Source organism: Paroceanicella profunda, from assembly GCF_005887635.2.
In the GTDB taxonomy this organism is placed as follows: domain Bacteria; phylum Pseudomonadota; class Alphaproteobacteria; order Rhodobacterales; family Rhodobacteraceae; genus Paroceanicella; species Paroceanicella profunda.
Window position 1 is genome coordinate 2,702,199 of record NZ_CP040818.1, and the last position, 25,450, is coordinate 2,727,648.

Annotated in this window: 17 protein-coding genes and 1 other RNA gene; 11 read left to right on the forward strand and 7 right to left on the reverse strand. The window is 70.3% G+C overall.

What is annotated here, in order from left to right; translation table 11 throughout:
- The first annotated feature begins 88 nt into the window (after nt 1-88).
- On the forward strand, nt 89-946 hold the full coding sequence (locus FDP22_RS12055) for a prephenate dehydratase (RefSeq protein ID WP_138573289.1): 858 nt from the start codon (nt 89-91) through the stop codon (nt 944-946).
- Nucleotides 947-1,604: 658 nt separating this feature from the next.
- On the opposite strand, the gene nudC is transcribed toward FDP22_RS12055, so the two are convergent.
- A complete protein-coding gene (nudC, locus tag FDP22_RS12060; RefSeq protein WP_138573291.1) occupies nt 1,605-2,564 on the reverse strand; it encodes an NAD(+) diphosphatase in 960 nt (319 codons plus the stop codon).
- A gap of 176 nt (nt 2,565-2,740) precedes the next feature.
- Between nudC and FDP22_RS12065 the strand changes: the two genes are divergently transcribed.
- The 6 genes from FDP22_RS12065 to recR all read left to right on the forward strand — a co-directional run bounded on the left by FDP22_RS12065 (nt 2,741) and on the right by recR (nt 9,322).
- The gene (locus FDP22_RS12065) at nt 2,741-3,847 is read left to right on the forward strand and encodes an NAD(P)/FAD-dependent oxidoreductase (protein WP_170317674.1); all 1,107 of its coding nucleotides are present in this window, start codon (nt 2,741-2,743) and stop codon (nt 3,845-3,847) included.
- A 60-nt stretch (nt 3,848-3,907) separates the two neighbouring features.
- Nucleotides 3,908-4,005, forward strand: an RNA gene (gene ffs, locus FDP22_RS12070) — signal recognition particle sRNA small type.
- Between the two features lie 590 nt (nt 4,006-4,595).
- Entirely contained in the window at nt 4,596-6,131 is a 1,536-nt protein-coding gene (murJ, locus tag FDP22_RS12075; protein WP_138573295.1) for a murein biosynthesis integral membrane protein MurJ, read from the forward strand.
- 267 nt (nt 6,132-6,398) lie between these two features.
- Nucleotides 6,399-8,201 carry a DNA polymerase III subunit gamma/tau gene (locus tag FDP22_RS12080; protein WP_138573297.1) on the forward strand — a complete coding sequence of 601 codons (1,803 nt, stop codon included), beginning with the start codon at nt 6,399-6,401 and terminating at the stop codon, nt 8,199-8,201.
- Nucleotides 8,202-8,204: 3 nt separating this feature from the next.
- On the forward strand, nt 8,205-8,540 hold the full coding sequence (locus FDP22_RS12085; protein ID WP_138573299.1) for a YbaB/EbfC family nucleoid-associated protein: 336 nt from the start codon (nt 8,205-8,207) through the stop codon (nt 8,538-8,540).
- 176 nt (nt 8,541-8,716) lie between these two features.
- Entirely contained in the window at nt 8,717-9,322 is a 606-nt protein-coding gene (gene recR, locus FDP22_RS12090; RefSeq protein WP_138573301.1) for a recombination mediator RecR, read from the forward strand.
- A 441-nt stretch (nt 9,323-9,763) separates the two neighbouring features.
- On the opposite strand, the gene FDP22_RS12095 is transcribed toward recR, so the two are convergent.
- Complete coding sequence (locus FDP22_RS12095) at nt 9,764-10,687, reverse strand: DMT family transporter (RefSeq protein ID WP_170317675.1); 924 nt, start codon at nt 10,685-10,687, stop codon at nt 9,764-9,766.
- 892 nt (nt 10,688-11,579) lie between these two features.
- Here FDP22_RS12095 and FDP22_RS12100 point away from each other — a divergent pair.
- On the forward strand, nt 11,580-12,398 hold the full coding sequence (locus FDP22_RS12100) for a tetratricopeptide repeat protein (RefSeq protein ID WP_138573305.1): 819 nt from the start codon (nt 11,580-11,582) through the stop codon (nt 12,396-12,398).
- Between the two features lie 590 nt (nt 12,399-12,988).
- Here the strand turns inward: FDP22_RS12100 and FDP22_RS12105 are convergent.
- The 3 genes from FDP22_RS12105 to FDP22_RS12115 form a co-directional block, all read right to left on the reverse strand.
- On the reverse strand, nt 12,989-14,245 hold the full coding sequence (locus tag FDP22_RS12105) for an adenylate/guanylate cyclase domain-containing protein (protein ID WP_138573307.1): 1,257 nt from the start codon (nt 14,243-14,245) through the stop codon (nt 12,989-12,991).
- 134 nt (nt 14,246-14,379) lie between these two features.
- Entirely contained in the window at nt 14,380-16,092 is a 1,713-nt protein-coding gene (metG, locus tag FDP22_RS12110) for a methionine--tRNA ligase (RefSeq protein ID WP_138573309.1), read from the reverse strand.
- Between the two features lie 160 nt (nt 16,093-16,252).
- Nucleotides 16,253-17,467: an MFS transporter gene (locus FDP22_RS12115; protein WP_138573311.1), complete on the reverse strand. Its 1,215-nt coding sequence runs from the start codon at nt 17,465-17,467 to the stop codon at nt 16,253-16,255.
- A gap of 333 nt (nt 17,468-17,800) precedes the next feature.
- Here FDP22_RS12115 and FDP22_RS12120 point away from each other — a divergent pair, with 333 nt between their 5' ends.
- Nucleotides 17,801-19,582 (forward strand): ABC transporter transmembrane domain-containing protein, encoded by a 1,782-nt coding sequence (locus tag FDP22_RS12120; RefSeq protein ID WP_138573313.1) that lies wholly within the window; start codon nt 17,801-17,803, stop codon nt 19,580-19,582.
- Between the two features lie 1,287 nt (nt 19,583-20,869).
- Here the strand turns inward: FDP22_RS12120 and FDP22_RS12130 are convergent.
- Nucleotides 20,870-21,769, reverse strand: a complete 900-nt coding sequence (locus tag FDP22_RS12130) for a LysR family transcriptional regulator (RefSeq protein ID WP_138578958.1) — start codon at nt 21,767-21,769, stop codon at nt 20,870-20,872.
- 98 nt (nt 21,770-21,867) lie between these two features.
- On the opposite strand from FDP22_RS12130, the gene FDP22_RS12135 reads away from it, so the two are divergent.
- Nucleotides 21,868-23,055, forward strand: a complete 1,188-nt coding sequence (locus tag FDP22_RS12135) for an acyl-CoA dehydrogenase (RefSeq protein ID WP_138578956.1) — start codon at nt 21,868-21,870, stop codon at nt 23,053-23,055.
- Complete coding sequence (locus FDP22_RS12140; RefSeq protein ID WP_138578954.1) at nt 23,055-24,155, forward strand: CaiB/BaiF CoA transferase family protein; 1,101 nt, start codon at nt 23,055-23,057, stop codon at nt 24,153-24,155. The genes FDP22_RS12135 and FDP22_RS12140 overlap by 1 nt, the downstream gene beginning before the upstream one ends.
- A 5-nt stretch (nt 24,156-24,160) precedes the next feature.
- On the opposite strand, the gene FDP22_RS12145 is transcribed toward FDP22_RS12140, so the two are convergent.
- On the reverse strand, nt 24,161-25,447 hold the full coding sequence (locus FDP22_RS12145; protein WP_138578952.1) for an AAA family ATPase: 1,287 nt from the start codon (nt 25,445-25,447) through the stop codon (nt 24,161-24,163).
- Nucleotides 25,448-25,450: the final 3 nt, after the last annotated feature.

Below are 25,450 nucleotides of genomic sequence, written 5' to 3' on the forward strand. Positions count from 1 at the left end.
GATTTTTAGCCGCTTCCCCATGGCCACCGCAAGGTGTAGAAGGCGCGACCATTCGCCGTGCCGATCCTATGCTTGAGGATATGAATCAATGAATACCACGCAGGGCCGCATCGCCTTCCAGGGCGCACTCGGAGCATATTCCCACCAGGCCTGCGCAGAGGCGTTTCCGGAGATGGAACCCTTGCCCTGCAACACGTTCGAGGGCGCCATCGCCGCGGTGCGCGAAGGCCGCGCCGAACTGGCGATGCTGCCGGTGGAGAACTCCACCTACGGCCGCGTGGCCGACATCCACTCGCTGCTGCCGGGCTCCGGCCTCTACATCGTGGGCGAACATTTCGTGCGCGTGCACATCTGCCTTCTCGGCGTGCCGGGCGCGACGATCGCGGACGTGCGCGAGGCGGTGAGCCACACGGTGCTGCTGGGCCAGTGCCGCAGCTTCCTCGAAGGCCATGACATCGCCCGGGTGACCGATTCCGACACGGCCGGTGCGGCCAAGCACGTCGCGCAGGACGCGAACCCGGCCCGCGCTGCGCTCGCCTCGGAGCTTGCCGGCTCGATCTACGGGCTCGAGGTGCTGGCCCGCAACATCGAGGACAACAGCCACAACACCACCCGCTTCCTGGTGATGTCGCCGCGCAAGATCGAGGCGGCGCCGCAGGAGCCGGACGTGATCACCACCTTCGTCTTCCAGGTGCGCAACATCCCCGCGGCGCTCTACAAGGCGATGGGCGGCTTCGCCACCAACGGCGTGAACATGACCAAGCTGGAAAGCTACATGGTGGGCGGCGCCTTCACCGCCACGCAGTTCTACGCCGACATCACCGGCCACCCGGAGGAGGCGCATGTGCGCCGCGCGCTGGAGGAACTGCGCTACTTCACCACCAACGTGGCGATCCTGGGCGTCTACCCCGCATCGGCGCTGCGCAAGGAACAGGCGGCGGGCTGACTCCGGCACCGCCTGCCGCATCGCGGCAGCGGCCTTGCGCCGGTGTCGCGCCCACACCGTCCAGGCCGGCGGGCCGGGCCCGGTGGCCGTCCGCTCTGCCGGGGCTGCCACGGGCGAAACGTCCCATCAGGACGCCGTACTCCGCGCCACGGCGGGTGAGACGCCGACCGGCACCCTGCGCTGTAGCGGGTGCGGCACCCGGGGGCTGCGGGGGGCGCAATCCGTCGGGTGAAGCGTTCGGGCTTCTGCTCCTTTGTGAGCGGGTGCCCATGTGCGAGACGCCAGATCAGTACGCTACAGGCTGCGCCGCGACGGGTGCGGCACCCGGGGCTGCCTGGGGCGCAGCACGTCGGCCGAAGCGCTTGCGCTGGCGGCTCCGCTATGAACGGGTGCCCACGGGTGGGACGCCTGATCAGTACGCCGCAGCGGGTGCGGCACCCGGGGCGCGGCGCGTCGGGAGAAGTGCCCGGGCGTGTGGCTCCGTTCTCCACGAGTGCCGGCGGGCGAGTCGCCGGATCGGCTCTCCGCACTCTGCGTTGCGGCGCGTGCGGCGCCCGAGGTTCTGCGCGGGGTGAGGCCCGTGCGCCAGAGCCCCCGGGGCCGGCACGCGGGCGGGTGCCCGGGCCGCTGCGGGGTGCCGGGGGTGTGCCCCCCGACGTCACACCTTCCCGGCGGCCCAGGCCTCCAGCAGGGTGCGCGCGATGGCGCCCTTGCGGGCGGCGCGCAGCCAGGGCGAGAGGCCGGCGAAGCTTTCCATCACCTCCTGGCGGGTGACCCAGCGGGCGTCCTCGATCTCGGCGGGGTCGACGGTGATGTCGGTGCCCAGCGCCTCCGCCGCGCAGCCCATCATCAGCGAGGCCGGGAAGGGCCAGGGCTGGCTGGCCAGGATCCGCACCGCGCCGAGGCGGATGCCCGCTTCCTCGAACACCTCGCGGCGGCAAGCGGCCTCCACCGTCTCGCCCGGCTCCACGAAGCCCGCCAGGAGGGAGTACATCCCCTCCGGCCAGCCCGGCGAGCGCCCGAGCAGCACCCGGTCTCCCCGGGTGGCGAGCACGATCACCACCGGGTCGGTGCGCGGGAAGTGGTGTGTGCCGCAGGACGGGCAGTCGCGCTGCCAGCCGCCCTGGGCGGGTTCGGTGCGCGTGCCGCAGCGCGCGCAGAACGGGTGGGTCTCGTGCCAGCCGAGCACCGCCTTGGCCATGGCCGCGTCGCCGGCGTCATCGGGCGAGAGTTCGGCCATCAGGGCGCGCAGGTCGGAGAAGGCGTGGTCCTCGGGCAGGCCGGGCCAGGCGTTTGCGGTGCGGTCGACGAATTCGGCCATGCCGGCGGCGTCGGCCTCCGGGTCCTCCCAGGCCGAAACGTCATGGCTGAAGCGCGGGGCGCCGTCCTCCAGCCCCAGGAAGACCGGCGCATCCCGCGCAACGGCCAGCGCCGCGGCATCGGTGGGCAGCCAGGCCAGCGTCGGGCCGGGGCTGAGGCGCATCAGCGGCTTGCCGCGCCAGATCGCCAGGGTCCGGGCGTCGGGGTGGGTGAGAAGGCCGGAGGCTTCGGAGCGCAGGTGCGCGGCGCGGTCGATGCGTTCGGCACCGAAGGTGATGTCGGATTCCAGGGTCGTCATATCCGGGCTGTGGCCCCGCCTCGTGCTGGATGGTCCGGAGGGGCGGCCGCCGTCTGCGACCGGGCCCCGGACTGTCTGGGATGGCCGCGCGGGGGCGGCCTTGGGTGGGCGCAGCTTGCATCATCCGCCGCGCGGCCGCAATGTGCGCGCCGCAGGCAATCAAGCGGGAGTGCAGCATGAAGTCCATGTCACGTCGGGCGCTGGTCGTGGGAGCGGGCATCAACGGGCTGTGCACCGCGAGGGCCCTGGTCCACCGGGGGTGGGAGGTGAAGCTGCTCGAGGCCGGGCCGCTGCCCAACCCGCATGCCGCCTCCCATGACTTCCACCGCCTGATCCGGCCGCATTACGCCGACCACCCGGTCTACGCCAGCCGCTTCGGCGCGGCGCTGGCGGCCTGGGAGGAGGTGTGGCGCGATCTCGGCGCCACCCATTACGTGCCCCGCGGCATGGTGGCGCTCAGCCGCGCGCCGGGCGACTGGTCGGAGCGCGCCGGCATCAGCCTGGCCGCGCATGGCATCGCCCACAGCGTGCTGCCGGCGGAGGAGCTCGCCTCCCGCTTCCCGCACCTGGAGACGGAGGGCGTGCGCTCCGCGCTCTGGACCGGGCAGGGCGGCGCGCTGCTGGCGGACCGGATCCTCGCGGGGCTGGCGGAGTGGCTGGCCGGCCGCGGGGTGCGCCTGCACCCCCACACGCCGGTGACCGGGGTGGACGCCGCCGCCGGCCGGGTGGAGACGCCGCGCGGCTCCTTCTCCGCCGACCTCGTGGTGCTGGCAACCGGCGTCACCCTGCCGGACATCTCGCCCGTGCCGGTGCCCGGCGCCGAGCCGCGGCGCTGCACGGTCGTCTACGCCGACATCCCCCCCGACCTGCTGCCTCTGTGGGAGGACGCGCCCTGCTGGATCGACCTCGGGGATGGCGACGACCTCTGGGGCATGCCGCCCATGCTGGGCCTGCCGGCGAAATTCGGCTGCGGGCTGGACACCCGCGCCGGCGACCCGGCGCGCGAGCGCGAGGCCTCGGACGCGGACACGGACCGTATCCTCTCGCATTACCTCGGCCGGATGAAGGGCGCGGAACGGTTCATCCCGCGCGCCACCGTGGCGAATTTCTACCTCATGGCGGAGGAGGAGCGCTTCTTCCTGCGCCAGCAGGGCAGGGTGATCAGCCTCTCCGCCGATTCGGGCCACGGCTTCAAGTTCGGCGCGCTCACCGGAGAGGACGTGGCCCGCGCCATCGAGGATGACCGGGTGGAGGAAACCGCGCGGCTGCTTGCCGCGCTGTGAGGCGCGCGTGGCGCGCATCGCGGGGTTGATCCCGCCGCGCCGCTGGCCTATATCGTGCGGCGAGAGGTTGGCGCGGGCGGACGCCTCGCCAACCTGGTCAGGTCCGGAAGGAAGCAGCCACAACGAGCCCCGTTCGGGTCGTGTTCAGCCTCTCACCCAGAAACCCCGCTCCGGCGGGGTTTCGCGTTTTCCGGGCCTGCGATATGTGCCGCGCGGACCATCTGCGCCGACATGGGCTGGCGCCGCTCCTCCTCCCGCAGGCCGAAAGCAAGGCGCAGCCGGACGGCGGTCGCTCCCGCCCGGGATCTGGCGCGCGGCGCCGGCCCCGGCCGGGGGACGTCCCGGCGCCGGTGCCGGGCGCATTCAAGGGCCGCCTTCTCCGCAGGCCGCGGAGGTGATCGCCGGCCCCCGGGCGCAGACGATGCGGGCTCGGCGGGCCACGGCGCTCCCCGTCCGGCCGCCGCGCGATCGGGGCGCGCCACGCGCGCGGTGCGATGAGAGCGCGCCACGTGCGACGCGATGAGGGCGCGTCTCGCGCCACGCGATGAGGGCGCGTCTCGCGCGCGGTGCGATGAGGGCGCGTCTCGCGCCACGCGATGAAAGCGCGCCACGCGCGCCATGCGCCGGGAGCGCGACGCGGGGCGCGCGGCCGAACCGGTTGCGGTTTACCTTGCGCGCAATACCTGCTCAAACCGCGCGAGGCATCAGCCCCCGGCGGCGGGGGCGGTGGCCGGGAGCGGGTGCGCCGATGTCGCTGTTTCGTGGGTTCCTTTCGGTGGGGGCGTGGACGCTGGCCAGCCGGGTCGTCGGCTTCGCGCGGGACGTGATGATCGCGGCCTACCTGGGCACGGGCCCGGTGGCGCAGGCCTACACGGTGGCCTTCACCCTGCCCAACATGTTCCGCCGGTTCTTCGCGGAGGGCGCCTTCAATACCGCCTTCGTGCCGATGTTCGCCCGGCGGCTGGAGGCGGGGGACAACCCGCGCGGCTTTGCCGAGGAGGCCTTCTCCGGGCTCTTCGCCGTGGTGCTGGCGGTGTCGCTGCTGGCGCATCTGGCCATGCCCTGGCTGGTGCTGGGCATGGCGGCAGGCTTCGCGGGGGATTCGCGCTTCGACCTCGCGGTGGCCTACGGGCGGATCTGCTTTCCCTACATCCTGTTCATCTCGCTCACCGCGCTGCTGGGCGGGCTGCTGAACGCGGGCGGGCGCTTCATGGCCGCCGCCGCGGCGCCGGTGCTAATGAATGTCGTGCTGATCGCGGCCATGCTGCTGGCGCAGGCGCGGGGCTGGGACATGGGGCTGACGATGGCCTGGTCCACGCCGGTCTCGGGCATTGCGCAACTGGCCGCGGTGTGGTGGGCGGCGCGGCGCATGGGCTTCGCGCTGCGGCTGCGCCGGCCGCGCCTCTCACCCGACATGCGCCGGCTGCTGGCGGTGGCGGGCCCGGCGGTGCTGGCCGGCGGCGTGGTGCAGGTGAACCTGCTGGTGGGCCGCCAGGTGGGCTCGTTCTTCGACCGGGCCATCCCCTGGCTCACCAACGCCGACCGGCTCTACCAGCTGCCGCTGGGCGTGGTGGGCATCGCCATCGGCATCGTGCTGCTGCCCGACATCTCCCGCCGGCTGGAGAGGGGCGACACCGAGGGCGGCCGCCATGCCTTCAACCGCGCCACGGAATTCGCGCTGTTCCTCACCCTGCCGGCGGCGGTGGCGCTGGTGGTGGCGGCGCACCCGCTGATCTCGGTGCTGTTCCGGCGCGGCGCCTTCGCCGAATCGGACGTGGGGCCGACCGCGCTGGCGCTGGCCATCTATGGTGCCGGCCTGCCGGCCTTCGTGCTGCAGAAGGTGCTGCAGCCGCTCTATTTCGCGCGGGGCGATACGCGCAGCCCGTTCCGCTTCGCCCTGTGGTCCATGCTGGTGAACGCGGGGGTGGCGCTGGGGCTGGCGCCGGTGATCGGCTTCTCCGCCGCCGCCCTCGGCACCAGCGTGGCGGGTTGGACCATGGCGCTGCAGCTCTGGCGCGGCGCCCGGGCCTTCGGCGCGGCGGCCGCGCCGGATGCCCGCCTGCGCCGCCGCCTGCCGCGCCTCCTCGCCGCCTCGGCGGTGATGGGGCTGGTGACCTGGGGCGGCCTGCAGGTGCTCGGCCCGGCGTTCTACCAGCCGGGCCTGCGCTACCTCGCCCTGCTGGGGCTGGTGGTGGCGGGGGGGCTGGCCTACCTCGCCCCGGCGCTGGCGCTCGGCGGGGTCCGGCTGTCGGACCTGCGCGCCGAACTGGGGCGGCGGGGCTGAGAGGGCGGAGTCCCGGAGGGGGGAAGGCGCCCCGGTAGCCGCTCCGGCGGCGGCGTGCCCATGGGGGTGAACTCCGCGCAGCGGCTCCTGCCTCACCTCCCGGGATCGGGCGCGCGTGCCGCGGGCCCTGCGGACGCCCGCTGCCCGCCGGGGGGACCGCACCCGCCCTCGCGTGGTGAAACTCCGCTCCCTGGCCGGGCGGCGCTTGTGACCCCGCCGCGCAGGGCTTAGGCTGGCGCAAGACCCCACCCCCCTTCCGAGAGAGCGATGAGCACGACCGAGCAAGCCGCCTATCATGTCCTGGCCCGCAAGTACCGGCCCTCGACCTTTGCCGATCTCTTCGGGCAGGAGGCGATGGTCCGCACCCTGCGCAACGCCTTCGAGAACGACCGCATCGCCCATGCCTTCGTGATGACCGGGGTGCGCGGGGTGGGCAAGACCACCACGGCCCGCATCATCGCGCGCGGGCTGAACTGCGTCGGGCCGGATGGCACGGGGGGCGTGACCATCGAGCCCTGCGGCGTCTGCGGCCCGTGCAGGGCGATTGCCGAGGGCCGGCATGTGGACGTGCTGGAGATGGACGCCGCCACCCACACCCAGGTGGACCGGATGCGCGAGCTGCTCGCCTCCGTGCCCTACCGGCCCACCGAGACGCGCTACAAGGTCTACATCATCGACGAGGTGCACATGCTCAGCACCTCCGCCTTCAACGCGCTGCTGAAGACGCTGGAGGAACCGCCCGAGCATGTGAAGTTCATCTTCGCGACCACCGAGATCCGCAAGGTGCCGGTGACCGTGCTCTCGCGCTGCCAGCGATTCGACCTGCGCCGCATCGAGCCGGAGGTGATGGTGACGTTCCTCGCCGGCATCGCGGCGAAGGAAGGCGCCGCCGTGGCGCATGACGCGCTGGCGCTCATTGCGCGCGCGGCGGAGGGGTCGGCGCGCGACGCGCTGTCGCTGCTCGACCAGGCGATTGCCCATGGCGCGGGCGAGACCACGATGGAGCAGGTGCGCGCCATGCTCGGCCTCGCGGACCGCGGCCGGGTGCTGGACCTCTTCGACCTGGTGATGCAGGGCGACGCCGCCGGCGCGCTGGCCGAGCTGGGCGAGCAGTATTCCGCCGGCGCGGACCCGGTTTCCGTGCTGCGCGACCTGGCCGAGATCACCCATTGGGTGTCGGTGGTCAAGATCTCGCCCGATGCGGCGGACGACCCGACCATCGGCCCCGACGAGCGGGTGCGCGGCCGCGACATGGCCACCCGCCTGCCGATGCGCGCGCTCACCCGCATGTGGCAGATGCTGCTGAAGGCGCTGGAGGAGGTCTCCACCGCGCCCAACGCGATGATGGCCGCGGAGATGGCGATCATCCGCCTCACCCATGTGGCCGACCTGCCGAGCCCGGAGGAGCTGGTGCGCCGGCTGTCCGCGCAGCCCGTGCCGCCGGCGCCGGGCGGGGGCGGGGCGCCCGCCGGATCGCCGGGCGGGGGCATGACCACCGCGCGGGGCGGCCCGGCCGGCACGGTGCATGCGCCGCTGCGCGGGCCCACGGCGGTGATCGCCGGCGGGGCGGGGGCCGCCCTCGCCCGGGCCCCGCGCCCGGAGGACCCGCTGGCCCGCTACGCCACCTTCGAGGACGTGGTGGCGCTGATCTCGGCAAAGCGCGACGTGAAGCTGCTGGTCGACGTGGAGAACCATCTGCGGCTGGTGAGCTATGCTCCCGGACGCATCGAGTTCGAGCCGGCGGGCGACGCCCCGCCGCAGCTTGCCGCCAATCTCTCGCAACGGCTGCAGACCTGGACGGGCGCGCGCTGGGGCGTGTCGATCACCGGGTCCGGCGGCGGCACGACCATCTCGGAGAAGAAGGCCGAGACCCGCCAGGATCTGCAGGGCCGTGCCCTTCAGCACCCGCTCGTGCAGGCCGCCCTGGCCGCCTTCCCCGGTGCCGAGATCCGCGAGGTGCGCGACGCCGCGGCACTGGCGGAACCGGACGTGGAGGCTTATGTGCCCATCGACCCGGATGACGTGCCGGATGACTGGGATCCGCTGGATCCGTTTGGCGAGGAGATGTGAGCGATGTTCAAGGGTCTCGGCGACATGTCGAAGCTGATGAAGCAGGCGCAGGAGATGCAGCAGAAGATGGCCGATGCGCAGGCCCGGCTGGAGGAGATCGAGGCCGAGGGCAGCGCCGGCGCCGGCATGGTCCGCGCCGTGGTCTCGGCCAAGGGCCTGCTGAAGCGGGTCAGCATCGACCCGTCGATCTTCTCCGCCGAGGACCGCGAGGTGGTCGAGGACCTGATCGTCGCCGCCGTGCAGGACGCGCAGGAGAAGGGCCAGGAGAAGGCCCAGGCCGAGATGGCGAGCGTGACCGAGGGCATGCCGCTGCCCCCCGGCATGAAACTGCCGTTCTGACCCTGCAAGGGTCCGGCGGCGCCCGGCCCGCAGGGCAGGTGACGGGCCGGGCCAGGTGAGGGGCCGTGCGGGACCGCGCGACCGGGCAAGGCGGGCATGGAACCAGCGGGCCGGGCCACCGCGGATACGGGACGCCGGCGAGGTGCGCGGATGAGGAACACCGATGAGTGACGCCTATGAGTGACGGGGCCGGCAAGGAAATCGAACGGCTGATCGACCTGATGGCCCGGCTTCCGGGCCTCGGGCCGCGCTCCGCCCGCCGGGCGGTTCTGGCAATGATCCAGAAGCGCAGCCTGATGCTGGAGCCGCTGGCCCAGGCGCTCACCGATGTGTCCGCCACGGCGCGCGAATGCGTGGAATGCGGCAACATCGGCACGTCGGACATCTGCGCGATCTGCGCGGACCCGCGCCGCGACCCGGGCCTTCTCTGCGTGGTCGAGGATGTCTCCGACCTTTGGGCGATGGAGCGCACCGGCGTGTTCGCTGGGCGCTACCACGTGCTGGGCGGCGTGCTCTCCGCGCTGGACGGCACCGGGCCGGAGGACCTGCGCCTGCCGCGCCTGGTGGCGCTGGCCGGCAGCGTCGATGTGCGCGAGGTCATCCTCGCCCTCGGCACCACCGTCGACGGCCAGACCACCGCCCATTACATCGCCGAGGCGCTCGCCGGCTGCAGCGTGGCGGTGAGCTCGCTCGCCCAGGGCGTGCCGGTGGGCGGCGAACTGGATTACCTCGATGACGGCACCATCTCCGCCGCCCTGCGCGCCCGCCGGGTGATGGGCTGAGGCGTCAGCCTTGGGCAGGCGCCGGCCTCGCCCTCGGGCATGGTCGCCGCCGGGGCGGGCGCGAGGCCGGCATTTCGCGCCATGAGCGGGAACCATGCCAGACGTATCGAAGGGGCCTGACCGGAGGACAGACCGCCGCAGGCCGTCGCGGCGCCTGAGCGGAAACGGTTCGGCAGGAGCGGTCTTCGCCCCGCTGGCCGCCCAAGCCGAAAGCAAGGTCGTCCGTTCGAGGGTTTCCCCCGGCGTCGCGACATCCGGCAGGGCGGACCGGCGCCAGCGGGGAGGGTCGGGCCCGCCGGGTCCGGCGATGTCGTTGCGCCCGCCTGCCATCGGCCGGTCCCCCGTCGCGCCCCTTTCCGATGCCCGATGTCGCGGCTCGGCGATGAGGCATGGTGGCGCCGCCCGTCGGCGGGGCCCGAATGACTTTCGGCGCCGCCGGGCTCAGGCGGCGCGGCGCTGGCGGCGCAGTTGTGCCTCGCGCCGGGCGATGTAGAGGGTGGAGCCGATGATGATGACGGAGCCGGCCAGCGTGGCGGCGTCGAGCGTCTCGGCGTAGATCAGGTAGCCCGCAGCACCCAGCAGCACCAGCCGCAGGTAGGTGAGCGGGGCCAGCAGGCCGGCCTCGCCGAAGCGATAGGCTTGGATGTCGGCCAGCCCGCGCATCGCGCCCGCCGCGATCATGGCCAGCATCACCATCCACAGCCAGGGCGTGTCGGGCAACTCCAGCACCGGCCAGGCGGCGGGCACGGAGATCAGCATCGTCACCGCGGCCGAGGACAGCAGGGTGGAGAAGGAACCGTCCGTCTCCGCCAGCCGCCGCGACATCGACAGCGCCAGCGCCAGCAGCAGCGAGGAGGCCAGCGCCGCCAGCATCGCGATGTCGAAGCTCTCCGCCGTGGGCCGCAGGATCACCACGGCGCCGAGAAAGCCCAGTGCCGAGGCCGTCCAGCGCCGCGGCCCCACCTTCTCGCCGTGGAACACCCCGGCCAGAAGCGTGGCGAAGATCGGGGCGGTGAAGAACAGGATTGTGGCCGTTGCCAGCGGCAGGTGGGCGATGGTGTAGAAGCCGAGATGCATCGACACCCCGGTGAGCACCCCGCGCACGAGGTGGTGCCAGGGCAGCGAGAAGCGCGTGCCCCGGCGCAGCCGCGGCACCACCGCGATCATCCCCAGAAGGGCGAGCAGCGTGATCGCCGAGCGCAGCAGCACCAGCGTCGACGGGCTCAGCGTGGCGGAGAGTTCGCGCACCCCCAGGGTCATCGCGCTGGAGACCAGCACCGAGACCAGCATCCACAGCGCACCGCGCAGGTTGTCCCGCGCCGGGCGCAGGGTGGCGGCATGAGGGGCGGCTTGGGCGACGGGCATCACGGCTCCGGGAAGGTGACAGGTGGACAGGCGGGCCCACCCCGGGGCCGGCGCCCCGGCAGGCGGGACACCGCGCGGCGCAGGGGGCGCGGATCGGCGGCAGGCTCCCCCGGTCCACAAGCCCCGCACGCGCAGAGGCGGCCGGCCCGGCGCCCCGGGGCCCCTGTTTCCGTATACGCCGATGTGCGCCTCATATGGAAGGCCCCCTGACATATTCGCGCAAGCTCCTGTGCGCGTCCGCATGGGGACGGGCCGCACTCGGAACGCACAACTTCGCCGGAGCCGTGACGGACCCGGCGCACGCGCGTCCCGCCGGGGCCTCGACGCACTCGTGCTCCGCGTGCCGTGCGGGACGCGGTGTGCATCTGCCCGCCGGTGCCGGGCGGTAATCGGTGCGCATGTGCCTGCCGGTGCCGGGTGGGAAGCGGGACGCACGCCCCCGCGGGTGCCGTGCGGGATGCGGGAGGCAGGGTTCCTCGGGTGCCGTGCGGAATACGAGTCGCCGGCTTGCGCGGTGGGTCAGCGGGGCACGGGCGCGCGGTTGTGCGGCCCGGAAGCGCGCGGGCAGGGGAGGGACGGTCGGGCCGGGAGCAAGACGGCTCCCCCCGCGGATGACGGCGCGCCGGCGTCGTCCGGACGCAGGCGCAGGACGGCATGCGGCTTCGGGCGCCGCGTGCAAATGGGTTGCCCAACGGGCGGTTACGGCGTTCGGATGCGCCGGCCGCACAGGCCGACATGCACCCCGACAGGCCTGGTGCGCAGGCCATACCGGCGCCCGGATCGACCGGTTGCGCGCGCGGCACTCTGACCGCCGGGCGCGTGCAGGCTTCCAATCCGCGCCATCTGCCCTAGATTGCCAGTCCTGCTTCACAGGAACGGACGAGCTTTGCCGATGCGCCCCATCCCGACAGGTTTCCTTCTTCTCGCCGTTCTGGCGCTGCCGGTGGCCGCCCGGGCGAATGATCTCGACACCTGCGCCGATGCCTCGGTCCGTCCACAGACCTCGGCCCAGGCCTGCGCCCGGGTGTTGAAGAGCGGCAACCTGACCACGGCGGAGCAGGCCCGCGCCCTGGTGAACCAGGCCATGGCCTTCGCGGCCTATGACAGCCTCGGACGCGCGCTGCAGGCGCTCGACGACGCGGCGCGGCGGGACCCGCGCCTGTTCGCCATCTACCCCAACCGGGCCTTCGTGCACGAGCGCATGGGCCAGTTCGACGCCGCGCTGGCGGACTACGACCGGGCGCTGGCGATGAAACCCTCCGATCGCGACACGCTGTTCGGCCGCGGCACGCTCTACCTGCGCCGCGGCGCGCCGGAGAAGGCCGTGGAGGATTTCGACGCGGTGCTGCGGCGCGACGGGCGCGACGTGAACGCGCTCTACAACCGCGGGCTGGCGTTGGCCGCCGCGGGGCGCACGCTGGACGCGGTGCGGGATTTCGACGGTGTGCTGCGCGCCCATCCCGACGATTCGAGCGCCTGGCTGGAGCGTGGCCGCGCCCGGGCCCAGAGCGCGCCGCAACAGGCGCTGGAGGACGTGAGCCAGGCCATCCGCCTGAAGCCGGAATGGGCCGAGGCGCATGTGCTGCGCGGACAGATCCTCGATGCGAACGGGCAGACCGACGCCGCGAACCGCGACTTCCTGAGGGCTTTCGAGCTGGGATACCAGGCCGGATGGCTCACCGAGCGCGTCACCCGCCTGCGTGGCGGCTGACCGCCGGCACCAGCCGCCCGCCCCGCGGCCCCGTGACGCTCCGGGCCCGGAGCGCCGACCTTTCCGGCCCCGCGCCCGCTCTCCCCGCCGGCCACCGGGCGCGAGGTCTTGCCGGGCGTGCGCGGTGATGCTGCGTGACCGGAGCGTTGACGCTTCCAGCCGAACCCCGGCACTCTTTCTGCGGGAGACCGGGAGACCGGGAGACCGGGAGACCGGGAGACCGGGAGACCGGGAGACCGGGAGACCGGGAGACCGGGAGACCGGGAGACCGGGAGACCGGGAGACCGGGAGACCGGGAGACCGGGAGACGTTCCGTGATCGGATCGCGGACATTCCTGGCTCAACCCCTGGCTCTCCCTGTCGAGTACCGGGCGCGGGGTTCTGGCCGGCGCGGCCTGTGACGTTCCGTGACCGGATCGCCGACACTCCCGGCTCACCGTCTCGAAGATCGGGTGCGGGGTCCTGGCTGGCGTGGCCCGCAACACTCCGTGACCGGACGGCTGACCTTTCCGGCCCGACTCCGGTGCTTCTCCCACCGGCAACCGGGCGTTCTAACTTGCGAGGACGTCTCCCGCCGGGGACCGGGCGTCCTAGCTGGCGAGGCGGGCGAGGAAGCGGCTGCGCAGCTGGTCCTCGTCGAAGATGTCGCGGCCGCAGCGCGGGGCGTAGAGCGGCAACGGGCGGTCATGATCGGCGAGATTGGCCGGGCCGATGGGCAGCCAGAGGTCCGGGTCGACCGAGGCGATCTCCTCCGTGGCGAGCACCGAGCGGCCGACGGTCTTGCTCAGGTCATCGATGCGCGCGACGGTGTTGACCACCTCGCCGATGGCCGAGAAGGACAGGCGCGTGGGCACGCCGATGTTCCCGAACATCACGTCGCCCAGCGCGAGGGAGATGGAGAACTGCATCTCCGCGTGTTCCGGGTTGCGGCGGTAGCTTTCCAGCCGGTCGAGCGCGCCCTCCATTGCCCGGGTCGCGGCGCGCACGGCCTCGGCGCCGCCGAGATCGCCCTTCACCGGGAAGATCGCCAGCACGCCGTCGCCGATGAAATCGAGGATCTCGCCGCCTTCGGCCAGCACCGGCTCGGCGGTGCAGGCGTAGTAGTCGCGCAGGTAGTCGAGATAGGTGGACGGGGTCATGTGGCCCGAGAGCCAGGTGGAGCCGCGCAGGTCGGAGAACCAGACCACGGCGCGGATCTCGGCGCCGTCGCCCAGCCGGGCCTCGCCGGCGAACACCCGGTGCGCGGCGATGCGCCCGAGATAGGCCTCGCCCAGCGCCTGCATCACCCGCATCTGGATCGCGGCGTGGCAGGCCACGGCGAACACCTTCTGGATCCGCGACAGGGCGACGATGTCGTCATCGGAGAACCCGTCGGTGCGCCGGGTGGACCAGCTTGCGAGGATGCCGGTGGCATTGGAGGTCGCACGCTCCACCCGGGCAATGCGGAAACTCGTCGAAGTGAGCAGGTAGTCGGTGTAGCCCTGCGACTGCAGGTCGTCGAGCACGGTGAAATCGCGCAGCGCGTCCGGCCCGGTGAGCTTGCGCCTGAGCCGGGAGATCTGGTTGGAGATCACGTGATGGAACGGAGAGGACAGGAAGGCTTCCGAGATGCCGGCGTCGTGGCGATACTGGTGGAACTGGGTGCCGCTGTCGCGCCGCCAGTAGATCTGCTCGGCCTGGAACAGCGGATGCAGGGTCGGCCAGGTGAGGGCCGCGCGGTCCAGCGGAATGCCTGCCGCGCGCAGCCGCGCACAGAGCGACGCGAACAGGGGAACGATGTCCGGGTCGCGGAGGGTTTCGTCCAGGAGCCACCCCTGGATTTCCTGAATCAGAACATCGTGCTGCATGTGCTCACAGATAGGAATTCGGGTGATCGAAGGGAAGATCACCCTGATGTTAAACGCCGCGGGCCGCGACAATGCAACCCGTGGTGGAGAGAATTCCCTGCGTTACATCCGGAGATCGTCGCCCCCGGTTCCTGTCAGTCGCGCCCGCCGAAGCGGTCCTCAAGCTCGAGGCGCGTCGCGTCATCGATCTTGGCAAAGAGATTGTCCGGCACGCTGAAGCCGTGTCCGGCGGGCAGGGCGGCCAGGGCCGCGCCGAGATCGCCGGGCCAGGCATCGTCGGCCTTCATCGAGTCGAGCATAGCGGAGGATGCATCCGGAATGAAGGGGCGCGAGAGCACCGCGTAGAGCCGGATGAGGTTGAGCGCGAATCGCACGCAGGCCGCGGCGGCCTCCGGGTCGGTCTTGAAGCTGGCCCAGGGCGCGGCGGATTGCAGGTATTCGTTGCCGATCACCCAGATCGCGCGCAGCTCACCGGCGGCCTTGCGGATCTCGATCGCCTCCATGTGGCCCTCATAGGCCTTCAGGCGCGGGGCGATGGCCTCGATGACGGCCTGTTCGGCCGGGCCGTAGGCACCGCCCGTGGGCACGGTCTCGCCGAACTTGGAGCGGCAGAACTTGGTGACGCGCGAGACGAAATTGCCCAGCACGTCGGCGAGGTCCTTGTTCACGCCGGCCTGGAAGGCCTCCCAGGTGAAGTCGCTGTCCGAGCTCTCGGGGGCGTTGGACAGGAGCCACCAGCGCCAGTAGTCCGAGGGCAGGATCTCCAGCGCCTGGTCCATGAACACGCCGCGGCCCTGCGAGGTGGAGAACTTGCCGCCCTCGTAGAGCAGCCAGTTGAAGCCCTTGATGTAGTCCACCAGCTTCCACGGCTCGCCCGAGCCCATGATGGTGGCCGGGAAGGAGAGGGTGTGGAAGGGGATGTTGTCCTTGGCCATGAACTCCACGTAGCGGACATCCCCGGCGCCCATGTCCTCGCGCCACCAGCGCTGCCAGGCGCTGTCGGGCAGGCCGTGCGCGTCCGCCCATTCGGCGGTAGCGGCGATGTATTCGATCGGCGCGTCGAACCAGACGTAGAAGACCTTGCCCTCCATGCCCGGCCAGTCCTCGGTTCCGCGCTTCACCGGCACGCCCCAGTCCAGGTCGCGGGTGATGCCGCGGTCCTGCAACCCGTCGCCGTCGTTGAGCCACTTCTTCGCGATGGAGGTGGTGAGCACCGGCCAGTCGGTCTTGCTCTCGATCCACTCGGTGAGGCGGGCGCGCATGGCGGACTGGCGCAGGTAGAGGTGCTTGGTCTCGCGCACCTCGAGGTCGGTGGAGCCGGAGATGGCGGAATGCGGGTTGATGAGGTCGGTGGGGTCGAGCTGCTTGGTGCAGTTCTCGCACTGGTCGCCGCGCGCCTTGTCATAGCCGCAGTTCGGGCAGGTGCCCTCGATGTAGCGGTCCGGCAGGAAGCGGCCGTCGGCGTTGGAATAGACCTGGCGCTCGGAGACCTCCTCGATCAGCCCGGCCTCGAACAGCTTGCCGGCGAAATGCTGGGTGAGCGCGCGGTTGCGCAGGGAGGAGGAGCGGCCGAAATGGTCGAAGCTCAGGCGGAAGCCGTCGGCGATGTCCTTCTGGACCTGCCACATCTCGCGGCAGAACGCGTCCACCGGCTTGCCGGCCTTGGCGGCGGCCAGTTCGGCGGGGGTGCCGTGTTCGTCGGTGGCGCAGATCAGCATCACCTCGTGGCCACGCGCCCGCATGAAGCGGGCATAGGCATCCGAGGGCAGCTGCGAGCCCACGAGATTGCCCAGGTGCTTGATCCCGTTGATGTAGGGAAGCGCGGAGGTGATGAGGATGCGTGCCATGCGTTCCGTCCTGCGAAAGTCCTTTGCGCGGGAATAGCGCAGGATGCGGGCGAGGGCCAGACGATTGCGCATCGCGCACGGCTTTGGCCCCCCGCGCCGCCGTGCCGCGGGCCTGCTGCGCTCCGCCTCTCCCCGGCCGGGGGAAGGCGGAGCGTGGCGCTCAGCTCCGGCGGCGGCGCAGCAGGCGGCTGAGCAGGAAGCTGGTGCGCGGCGTGTACCGGTAGGTGGTGCGCTCGGGCACGGTGGGGCGGCGGGTCATGCGGAACAGGCCGAACAGGATGAGCGCCGCGTGGGCGAGCGAGATGTAGGCGAAGAGCGCCGGCGCCCCGTAGGCGCTCATCAGCACCGAGGCGAGCAGCGGCGAGGCGATGGCCCCGAGCCCGTAGAGGAACATCAGCGAGGCGTTGAGCTCGGTCATGAACTCCGGCTCCGCGAAGTCGTTCGCATGGGCGGCGGAGATGGAGTAGACGCAGAATGCGGTGAAGCCGAAGGCGAAGGAGCCGAGCAGCACCGAGGCCGGCGCGCTCCCCGCATTGGCCAGGAAGGCGGAGACCGCGACCGCCGCCGCCGAGAGCCCGATCAGCACGTAGCGCCGGTCGAACCTGTCGGCCAGCATGCCCACGGGGATCTGCGCCGCCGCGCCGCCCAGCACCGCTGCGCCGAGAAACCAGGCCACCGCGCCGGGGCCGAGCCCGATGCTGTTGCCGTAGATCGGGCCCACCATGCGGAAGGCCGGCGTCGTCACCCCCGCCACCACCACGCCCGCCGCGCCGAGGGGCGAGAGCGCGATGGTGCGCAGCGGGCGCAGGCGCGGGGCCTTCGGCGTGGCCGGCTGCGCCTTCGACGTGAGCGCGAGCGGCACCAGGCACAGGCAGCACAGGATGGCGAGCAGGTTGTAGGAGATGTAGGAGGCCGGCTCCAGCACCGCGATCATCATCTGCGCGATGAGCGAGGCGCCGAGGTCCACCAGCCGGTAGACGCCCATCACCTTGCCGCGCATGTCATTGGTGATCTTGGCCTGCAGCCAGGCCTCGGTGACGGTATAGGCCCCGGCCACCGCGAAGCCGGTCATCACCCGCATGCAGGCCCAGGCCAGCGGGCTGATCAGCATGGGATGCGCCAGCGCCCCGATGGCCCCGAAGGCGGCGAAGGCGGCGAAGGCGCGGATATGGCCCACCGAGCCCATCATCCGCGGCGCCAGCCAGCAGCCGAAGAAGAACCCCACGAAATGCGCCGTGCCCAGCAGGCCGATCTCGATGTCGGAAAACCCCTGCTGGATGCCGCTGAGCACGTCGAGCGGGGCGAGCGCACCCGAGCCGAGCTGTACCAGACTGATGGACAGGAACAGGGCGGCGAAGGAAATCAGGAGGCGCATGGTCCGTCACGTCCGGGGCAGGTGTCCGGACAGCCAAGCACGGATTCTGCCATCCGGCGCAAGCCTTTTCCACAGTTCGCAGCTGCGAAATTCCCGCCGCAGCGCGGGGTGGCGGGCCTCCGACACCCGCTCCGTGGGGCGGTGAGGGCCTCCGGGAGGGCCCGCCGGGCCGGTGGCGCGCGCCGGCCCGGGCTGTGGCGGCCGGGCGCGACAGGGGCTGCGGCACGGCCCGGCAGGTGCTCGCCCTTTCGTGAACCGCGACCCTGCGTACCTTGTCCTGCCGGGCCTGCATTGCTATTCGGAAGCCCCAATATCCAGCGAACGGAGCGACGGATGGCACGAGACAGCAAGGCGGCGGACCGCGAGAAGTCTCGCAGCATCGGGCCATTGCGCGGGCTCTCTCCCTTCCTGCGGCCCTACCGCGGACAGGCGCTTGCGGCACTTGCGGCGCTCACCGTCACCGCGGCGATCTCGCTCACACTGCCCATCGCGGTGCGCCGGGTGATCGACGGGTTCTCCGCCGAGGATGTGAGCCGGATGGACGCCTATTTCGGCGCCGCCATCGCCATTGCCGCCGCCCTGGCGGTGGGAACGGCGGCCCGGTTCTGGCTGGTCACCCGGCTGGGCGAGCGCATCGTCGCGGACATCCGTCGCGCGGTCTATGACCGGATGATCGGCATGAGCCCGGCCTTCTACGAGAAGCTGATGACCGGCGAGATCCTGTCCCGGCTCACCACCGACACCACGCTGATCCAGAGCGTGATCGGATCCTCCGTCTCAATTGCACTGCGCAACATCCTGATTTTCCTGGGCGGCCTGGGCTTCATGCTGTTCACCAGCGCGAAGCTCACCGGGCTTGTGCTGCTCATCGTGCCGCTGGTGATCGTGCCGATCCTGACCCTGGGGCGCAAGCTGCGCAAGCTGTCGCGGGAGAACCAGGACCGCATCGCGGAGAGCTCCGGCATGGCCTCCGAAACCCTGCAGGCCGCGCAGACCGTTCAGGCCAACACCCATGAACGCGCCAGCCGCGCCGCCTTCGGCTCGCTCACCGAGCGGGCCTTCGACGCGGCGCGCCGGCGCATCGCCACCCGCGCCGCGATGACCGCGATCGTGATCTTCCTGATCTTCACCGGCGTGGTGGGCGTGCTGTGGATCGGCGCGCGCGACGTGCGGGCCGGCGACATGAGCGCCGGGGAGCTGGTGCAGTTCCTGATCTACGCCATCATGGTGGCGGGCGGCGTGGCGGCGCTCTCGGAGATCTGGGGCGAGCTGCAGCGCGCGGCCGGCGCCACGGAGCGGCTGGTCGAGCTGCTCCACGCCCCCGACGCGCTCACCGACCCCGAAGCCCCCGCCGCTCTGCCCGAGGGCCCGGGCGCGGTGCGCTTCGACAACGTGACCTTCCATTACCCCGGCCGGCCCGGGGTCTCGGCGCTGAGCGGCTTCTCGCTCGACATCCGCCCGGGCGAGACCGTGGCCCTGGTCGGGCCCTCCGGCGCGGGCAAGACCACCGTCTTCCAGCTCCTGCAGCGCTTCTACGCGCCCGAGAGCGGCGCGGTGACGCTGGACGGCGTCGACCTCTCCACCCTCGCCATGGAGGACCTGCGCCGGCGCTTCGCGCTGGTGCCGCAGGAGCCGGTGATTTTCGCGGCCTCCGCGCGCGAGAACATCCGCTTCGGGCGCCCCGAGGCCACCGATGCGGAGGTGGAGGCCGCCGCCCGCGCCGCCGCCGCGCACGACTTCCTGATGCGCCTGCCCGAGGGCTACGACACCTACGTGGGCGAACGCGGCGTGATGCTCTCCGGCGGGCAGAAGCAACGCATCGCCATCGCCCGCGCCGTGCTGCGCGACGCGCCTGTGCTGCTGCTGGACGAGGCCACCTCGGCGCTGGACGCGGAGAGCGAGCGCGCGGTGCAGCTTGCGGTGGAGGAACTGTCGCAGGGCCGGACCACGCTGGTCATCGCCCACCGCCTCGCCACGGTGAAGAAGGCGGATCGCATCGTGGTGCTGGCCGACGGCGAGATCGTCGCCCAGGGCACCCATGCCGAACTGGTGGCGCAGGACGGGCTCTACGCCCGCCTCGCCCGCCTGCAGTTCACCGACGGCGCCGCCGCCTGAGGAGCCTGCGGCACGGCCGGGCCTTCTGCGCGGACGACCTCTGACGGGGGAACGCCCGCCTTGCCGAGGGGGCTTCGCCCCCGCAGCCCGGCGGGCGTGGCGAAGGCCTCTCCGGGCCTCCGCCCCAGCGGCGCCCGGGTCGCCCGGACCCTTCGGCGGTTGCGCGACGTTGGGCCGATGAGGCCGACAGGGTCACACCCGGCGCGGCTCAACCCTTCCGCCCGGGCGACCAGCCCGGGCCGCGCCCGACCCTCCCCCCGGGAGGGCGCGATGGCGATGTCATTCGGGGTTCAGCCCTCGTCCGGGGCTTTCGAGATTAATCGCCCACCACAAGCGGCGCTGCGCCCACCCAGGGTCGGGCGCGGCCCTTCGTGCCCGGCGGAGACGTTGCATACCTCTGCGCCGGGCAGAAGCCTTGCTGACTCCCGCGCCGGGTAGAAACGGTGCAAACTTCCGCGTCGGGTGGTGGTGGCGGCATCTTCAGAGGCGCCGTCAGACAAGGGGTTGCACGGGAGTTCGTGCCGGGCCATGCAGGCTCTCCGCTCTCCGCTCTCCGCTCTCCGCTCTCCGCTCTCCGCTCTCCGCTCTCCGCTCTCCGCTCTCCGCTCTCCGCTCTCCGCTCTCCGCTCTCCGCTCTCCGCTCTCCGCTCTCCGCTCTCCGCTCTCCGCTCTCCGCTCTCCGCTCTCCGCTCTCCGCTCTCCGCTCTCCGCTCTCCGCTCTCCGCTCTCCGCTCTCCGCTCTCCGCTCTCCGCTCTCCGCTCTCCGCTCTCCGCTCTCCGCTCTCCGCTCTCCGCTCTCCGCTCTCCGCTCTCCGCTCTCCGCTCTCCGCTCTCCGCTCTCCGCTCTCCGCTCTCCGCTCTCCGCTCTCCGCTCTCCGCTCTCCGCTCTCCGCTCTCCGCTCTCCGCTCTCCGCTCTCCGCTCTCCGCTCTCCGCTCTCCGCTCTCCGCTCTCCGCTCTCCGCTCTCCGCTCTCCGCTCTCCGCTCTCCGCTCTCCGCTCTCCGCTCTCCGCTCTCCGCTCTCCGCTCTCCGCTCTCCGCTCTCCGCTCTCCGCTCTCCGCTCTCCGCTCTCCGCTCTCCGCTCTCCGCTCTCCGCTCTCCGCTCTGGGCTGGAGGCGGGGCAGGTCGGGCGGCTCGCCGAGTGCTTTTGCCGACTCGTCGCGCGGGGATCCCCGGAGGAGGCGGCGGAGTGTGGGAGCGACGGCCGGGACCACGCAGTCCGGGTCTGTGCCGGTGCTCGGCAGATCCCGCCCATCCGGGCGGCGGGGCGCCCGGGGGCCGGCCGCCTCAGCGCGCGGCTTCGGCGCAGGCCTCCACCAGCCAGTCGCGGAAGATGCGGGCGGGGGCGTAGGTGCTGCGGGCGCGGGGAGTGACGTAGTAATAGGCGTCGCGGTTGCGGAAGCCCTCGGGCGTCATGCGCTCCAGCGCGCCGGCGCGCAGTTCCTGGCCGATGAGGAACTCCGGCAGCAGCGCGATGCCCAGCCCCGCCATGCAGGCTTGCGTCACCATGGCGAACTGCTCGAACTGCATGCCGCCCTGCGCGGGGGGCTCCAGCCCGCGGTCGCGGAACCAGCGTTCCCAGGCCGTGGGGCGCGAGGCCATGTGCAGCAGGGTGGTGCGGGCGAAATCCTCCGGGCCGGCCAGACCGTGCGCCTCCCGGTGGCCCGGCGCGCAGACCGGCACCATGTCCTCGGTCATCAGGAAGGTGCTGTCGGCGCCCGGCCAGTCCGGCTGGCCGATCTGGATGGCCGCGTCCAGCCCGGTCTCCGCGAAGTCGAACCGCCCGATGCGGGTGGCGAAATTCACCGTGATGCCCGGGTTCGCCTCCAGGAACTCCGGCAGGCGGGGCATCAGCCAGCGGGTGCCGAAGGTGGGCAGGATGGCGAGGTTGAGGATGCCACCGCGCACATTGGCCACCAGCCCCAGCGAGGCGGAGCGGATCTGGCGCAGGGCGGCGCGGATCTCCTCGGCGTAATCCGCACCCTCGGGCGTCAACGTGACCCGCCGCCCGTCACGCGCGAAGAGCGGCCGGCCCAGCTGCGCCTCCAGCGCCAGCACCTGCCGGCTGATCGCGCCCTGGGTGAGGTCCAGCTCCGCCGCGGCGCGGGTGAAGGAGCCGAGCCGGGCCACGGCCTCGAAGGCCGCGAGCGCGGAGGTGGAGGGCAGGAGGCGGCGTGAGCTGTTCATTGCATTACCATAGGTAATAAGGCGATGAGAGAGAATAGCTTGTCTCCACGCCCCGGGGGAGCGAATGTGCGCGCGACATTCGCCGAGGAACGAGATCCATGACCAAGAAAAATGCTTTCGTCTGGGAAGACCCGCTGCTGCTCGAGGACATTCTGACCGAAGAGGAGCGCATGATCCGCGACACCGCGCGCGATTTCGCCCAGGAGGCCCTGCAGCCCCGCGTGATCGACGCCTACCGCGAGGAGACCACCGACCCGGGCATCTTCCGCGAGATGGGGGCGCTCGGCCTGCTCGGCCCCACGGTGCCGGAACAGTACGGCGGCGCAGGCGTGAACTACGTCTCCTACGGGCTGATCGCCCGCGAGGTGGAGCGGGTGGATTCGGGCTACCGCTCGATGATGTCGGTGCAGTCCTCCCTCGTGATGCACCCGATCAACGCCTATGGCTCCGAGGAGCAGAAGCAGAAATACCTGCCGAAACTGGCCAGCGGCGAGTGGATCGGCTGCTTCGGCCTCACCGAGCCCGATGCCGGCTCCGATCCGGCGGGGATGAAGACCGTCGCCACCCCCACGCAGGGCGGCTACATCCTCAAGGGCGCGAAGATGTGGATCTCCAACAGCCCGATCGCGGATGTCTTCGTGGTCTGGGCCAAGTCCAAGGCACATGACAACAAGATCCGCGGTTTCGTGCTGGAAAAGGGCATGAAGGGCCTCTCCGCCCCGAAGATCGGCGGGAAACTGTCGCTTCGCGCCTCCATCACCGGCGAGATCGTGATGGATGACGTGTTCGTGCCGGAAGAGAACATGTTCCCGGAGATCCAGGGCCTGGCCGGCCCCTTCGGCTGCCTCAACCGCGCGCGCTACGGCATCTCCTGGGGGGCGATGGGCGCCGCGGAGTTCTGCTGGCACGCCGCGCGCCAGTACGGGCTTGACCGCAGGCAGTTCGACAAGCCGCTGGCCCAGACCCAGCTCTTCCAGAAGAAGCTCGCCGACATGATGACCGAGATTACCCTCGGCCTGCTGGCCTCGCTGCGCGTGGGCCGGCTGTTCGACGAAGGCAAGATGGCCCCGGAGATGATCTCCATCGTGAAGCGCAACAACTGCGGCAAGGCGCTCGACATCGCCCGGATGGCGCGCGACATGCACGGCGGCAACGGCATCTCGGAAGAATTCCAGGTGATGCGCCACATGGTCAACCTCGAGACGGTGAACACCTACGAGGGCACCCATGACGTGCATGCGCTGATCCTGGGCCGCGCCCAGACCGGGCTGCAGGCGTTCTTCTGATGGCAACGCCCCTCGAAGGCCTGAAGGTCGTCGAGCTTGCCCGCATTCTGGCCGGTCCGTGGATCGGCCAGACCCTCGCGGACCTCGGCGCCGACGTGATCAAGGTGGAGAGCCCGGACGGCGACGACACCCGCAAATGGGGCCCGCCCTTCGTGGGCGATACCGACACGGCGGCCTATTTCCACGCCTGCAACCGCGGCAAGACCTCGGTGACGGTGGATTTCAGCACGCCCGAGGGGCAGGCCGAGGTGCGCCGGCTGGTGGCCGACGCCGATGTTCTGGTGGAGAACTTCAAGGTCGGCGGCCTGAAGAAATACGGGCTGGACTATGCCAGCCTGCGGGAGGTGAACCCGCGCCTCGTCTATTGCTCGATCACCGGCTTCGGCCAGGACGGGCCCTACGCCCATCGCGCGGGCTATGACTTCATCATCCAGGGCATGTCGGGCATGATGTCGCTCACCGGCGCGCCGGACGGCCAGCCGCAGAAGATTGGCGTGGCGATGGCCGACATCATGACCGCCACCTATGGCGTGATCGGCATCCTCTCGGCGCTGCACATGCGCGAGCGCACCGGGCGCGGCCAGCAGGTGGACATGGCGCTGTTCGACACCATGACCGGCGTGCTCGCCAACCAGGCGCTGAACTACCTCACCACCGGCATCGCCCCCACCCGCATGGGCAACGCCCACCCCAACATCTCGCCCTACGAGGTGATGGAGACGTCCGACGGCCACCTGATCGTGGCGGTGGGCAATGACGGCCAGTTCGCGCGCTTCGCCGCCATCCTCGGCCTGCCGGCGCTGGCGGGCGACGAACGCTTCGCCACCAACGCGGCGCGCGTGGCGCACCGGGGGGAGCTGACGGCGCTGCTCGTGGCCCAGACGAAGCTCCGGACCCGCGACGACCTGCTGGCGGCCATGGAGCGCGAAGGCGTGCCGGCCGGGCCGATCAACACGCTTCAGGACGTGTTCAACGACCCCCAGATCATCCACCGCGGCATGAAGATCGACACGCCGACGGGGCCGGGGGTGCGCACGCCCATCCGCTTTTCGGAGGCGGAGCTGGCGTTGGAGAAGGGAGTGCCGGGGTTAGGGCCTTAGTGTAGTCAGAAGGCATAGCCGCCCTTAGGGCGAGCAGTCGGGTGATCGGCTTCGAGCTCAATACCTGCCTGCTCGGCCTTCAAGCGTACGTAGCCCCGTATCATCTTCTCGGTGAACTCGTACCAGCCTTGCCTAGACCCCGTAAGTATGCACCCGTGGCTTTCCTTTTTAAGAGAATTCATTCTACTGTTGAATCGCTCTCTCGATATTGGGTTCTTATCAAGATTTCTCATGATCTTCTCGTATGATTTGAATATATTCGCGCTGCTTCTTTTTAATTCGTGACCATCTGCCGCTGCCCAAAGTATTTCTGCGTATTCATCTGAGTATTTCTGAGTGGCTCTTTCGTAAGGTGCTCTAAGCTTCATTTCCATGGATTCTGCAGCTTGCGACATTGCTCGTTCGAAAAGCTTTGATATAGGGGTATTAGCTCCCTCACTCTCAAAAATAATCCAGAATAGCTTCTCAGAAATAAAATGAATATAATGCGGAAATCCATCACTAATTCGGGCAATTCTAATCATCGTGTCCCGATCGACTTCTAGCCCCAGAGTTTCAGCAGCATGAGAAACGATTTCATCGCGCGCCTCAAACGGCAACCTTTCAAGCCCGACTGTGTGGAAATATCGATCCGAACTCGCGTGCGCAGCCATGATTGCGTCAACGCTCTCTCCGATCCCGCAGAAAATAAACTTCGCGTCTATGTGGCGATCTGAAATCTGTTTCACAAAGTTTGTGAAGTTAATTTGTTCGTCATGATTTGTAATGAGATCGAATTCATCGATCACAATTACTGGAGAGTCCCCCAAGATTGTACCAAGATGGCGTATTATCGACACGCATTCGTTGATCGATGTAGGGTCGTCAAGTCGACCTTGCTCCACCTTTTCAGATCTCTCCGCGGAAAGTATCTTGTTTGCAAAGCCAATTTTTTTCTCGATAATTTTCGAGCGAATTGATGGATCTGTATTACAGGCTTCACTAAGTATATCTTTGATCACGCTTTCGAGTGTGCTGCTTTCATCGCAACCTACGATGATTGGATCGGTCTTTCCGGAGATCACATACGCTGCAGTTTGAGCCAAGGAAGATTTTCCAACCCCACGAAAGCCATGAATTAGCACGTGGCGACCAGGTTGGAACAACGCCTTTCGGATACCATCAAGCTGTTGCTGACGTCCACGCAAGAATTCTTCAGAATGAAGTGGTCGCGAAGGAGAAAGTACCTGCGAAAGCTTTCGTCCGAATTCACTTTGCTTTTCGAAAGCTTCCGACGCGCTTATTGTGCTCAATCT

Coding starts and splice junctions, on each gene's coding strand:
- FDP22_RS12065 (WP_170317674.1), top strand. CDS start 2,741: ATGAAGTCCATGTCACGTCGGGCGCTGGTCGTGGGAGCGGGCATCAAC.
- FDP22_RS12120 (WP_138573313.1), top strand. CDS start 17,801: ATGGCACGAGACAGCAAGGCGGCGGACCGCGAGAAGTCTCGCAGCATC.
- FDP22_RS12135 (WP_138578956.1), top strand. CDS start 21,868: ATGACCAAGAAAAATGCTTTCGTCTGGGAAGACCCGCTGCTGCTCGAG.
- FDP22_RS12080 (WP_138573297.1), top strand. CDS start 6,399: ATGAGCACGACCGAGCAAGCCGCCTATCATGTCCTGGCCCGCAAGTAC.
- FDP22_RS12085 (WP_138573299.1), top strand. CDS start 8,205: ATGTTCAAGGGTCTCGGCGACATGTCGAAGCTGATGAAGCAGGCGCAG.
- FDP22_RS12055 (WP_138573289.1), top strand. CDS start 89: ATGAATACCACGCAGGGCCGCATCGCCTTCCAGGGCGCACTCGGAGCA.
- FDP22_RS12115 (WP_138573311.1), bottom strand. CDS start 17,467: ATGCGCCTCCTGATTTCCTTCGCCGCCCTGTTCCTGTCCATCAGTCTG.
- FDP22_RS12130 (WP_138578958.1), bottom strand. CDS start 21,769: ATGAACAGCTCACGCCGCCTCCTGCCCTCCACCTCCGCGCTCGCGGCC.
- FDP22_RS12140 (WP_138578954.1), top strand. CDS start 23,055: ATGGCAACGCCCCTCGAAGGCCTGAAGGTCGTCGAGCTTGCCCGCATT.
- FDP22_RS12100 (WP_138573305.1), top strand. CDS start 11,580: ATGCGCCCCATCCCGACAGGTTTCCTTCTTCTCGCCGTTCTGGCGCTG.
- FDP22_RS12095 (WP_170317675.1), bottom strand. CDS start 10,687: ATGCCCGTCGCCCAAGCCGCCCCTCATGCCGCCACCCTGCGCCCGGCG.
- metG (WP_138573309.1), bottom strand. CDS start 16,092: ATGGCACGCATCCTCATCACCTCCGCGCTTCCCTACATCAACGGGATC.
- murJ (WP_138573295.1), top strand. CDS start 4,596: ATGTCGCTGTTTCGTGGGTTCCTTTCGGTGGGGGCGTGGACGCTGGCC.
- nudC (WP_138573291.1), bottom strand. CDS start 2,564: ATGACGACCCTGGAATCCGACATCACCTTCGGTGCCGAACGCATCGAC.
- FDP22_RS12105 (WP_138573307.1), bottom strand. CDS start 14,245: ATGCAGCACGATGTTCTGATTCAGGAAATCCAGGGGTGGCTCCTGGAC.
- recR (WP_138573301.1), top strand. CDS start 8,717: ATGAGTGACGGGGCCGGCAAGGAAATCGAACGGCTGATCGACCTGATG.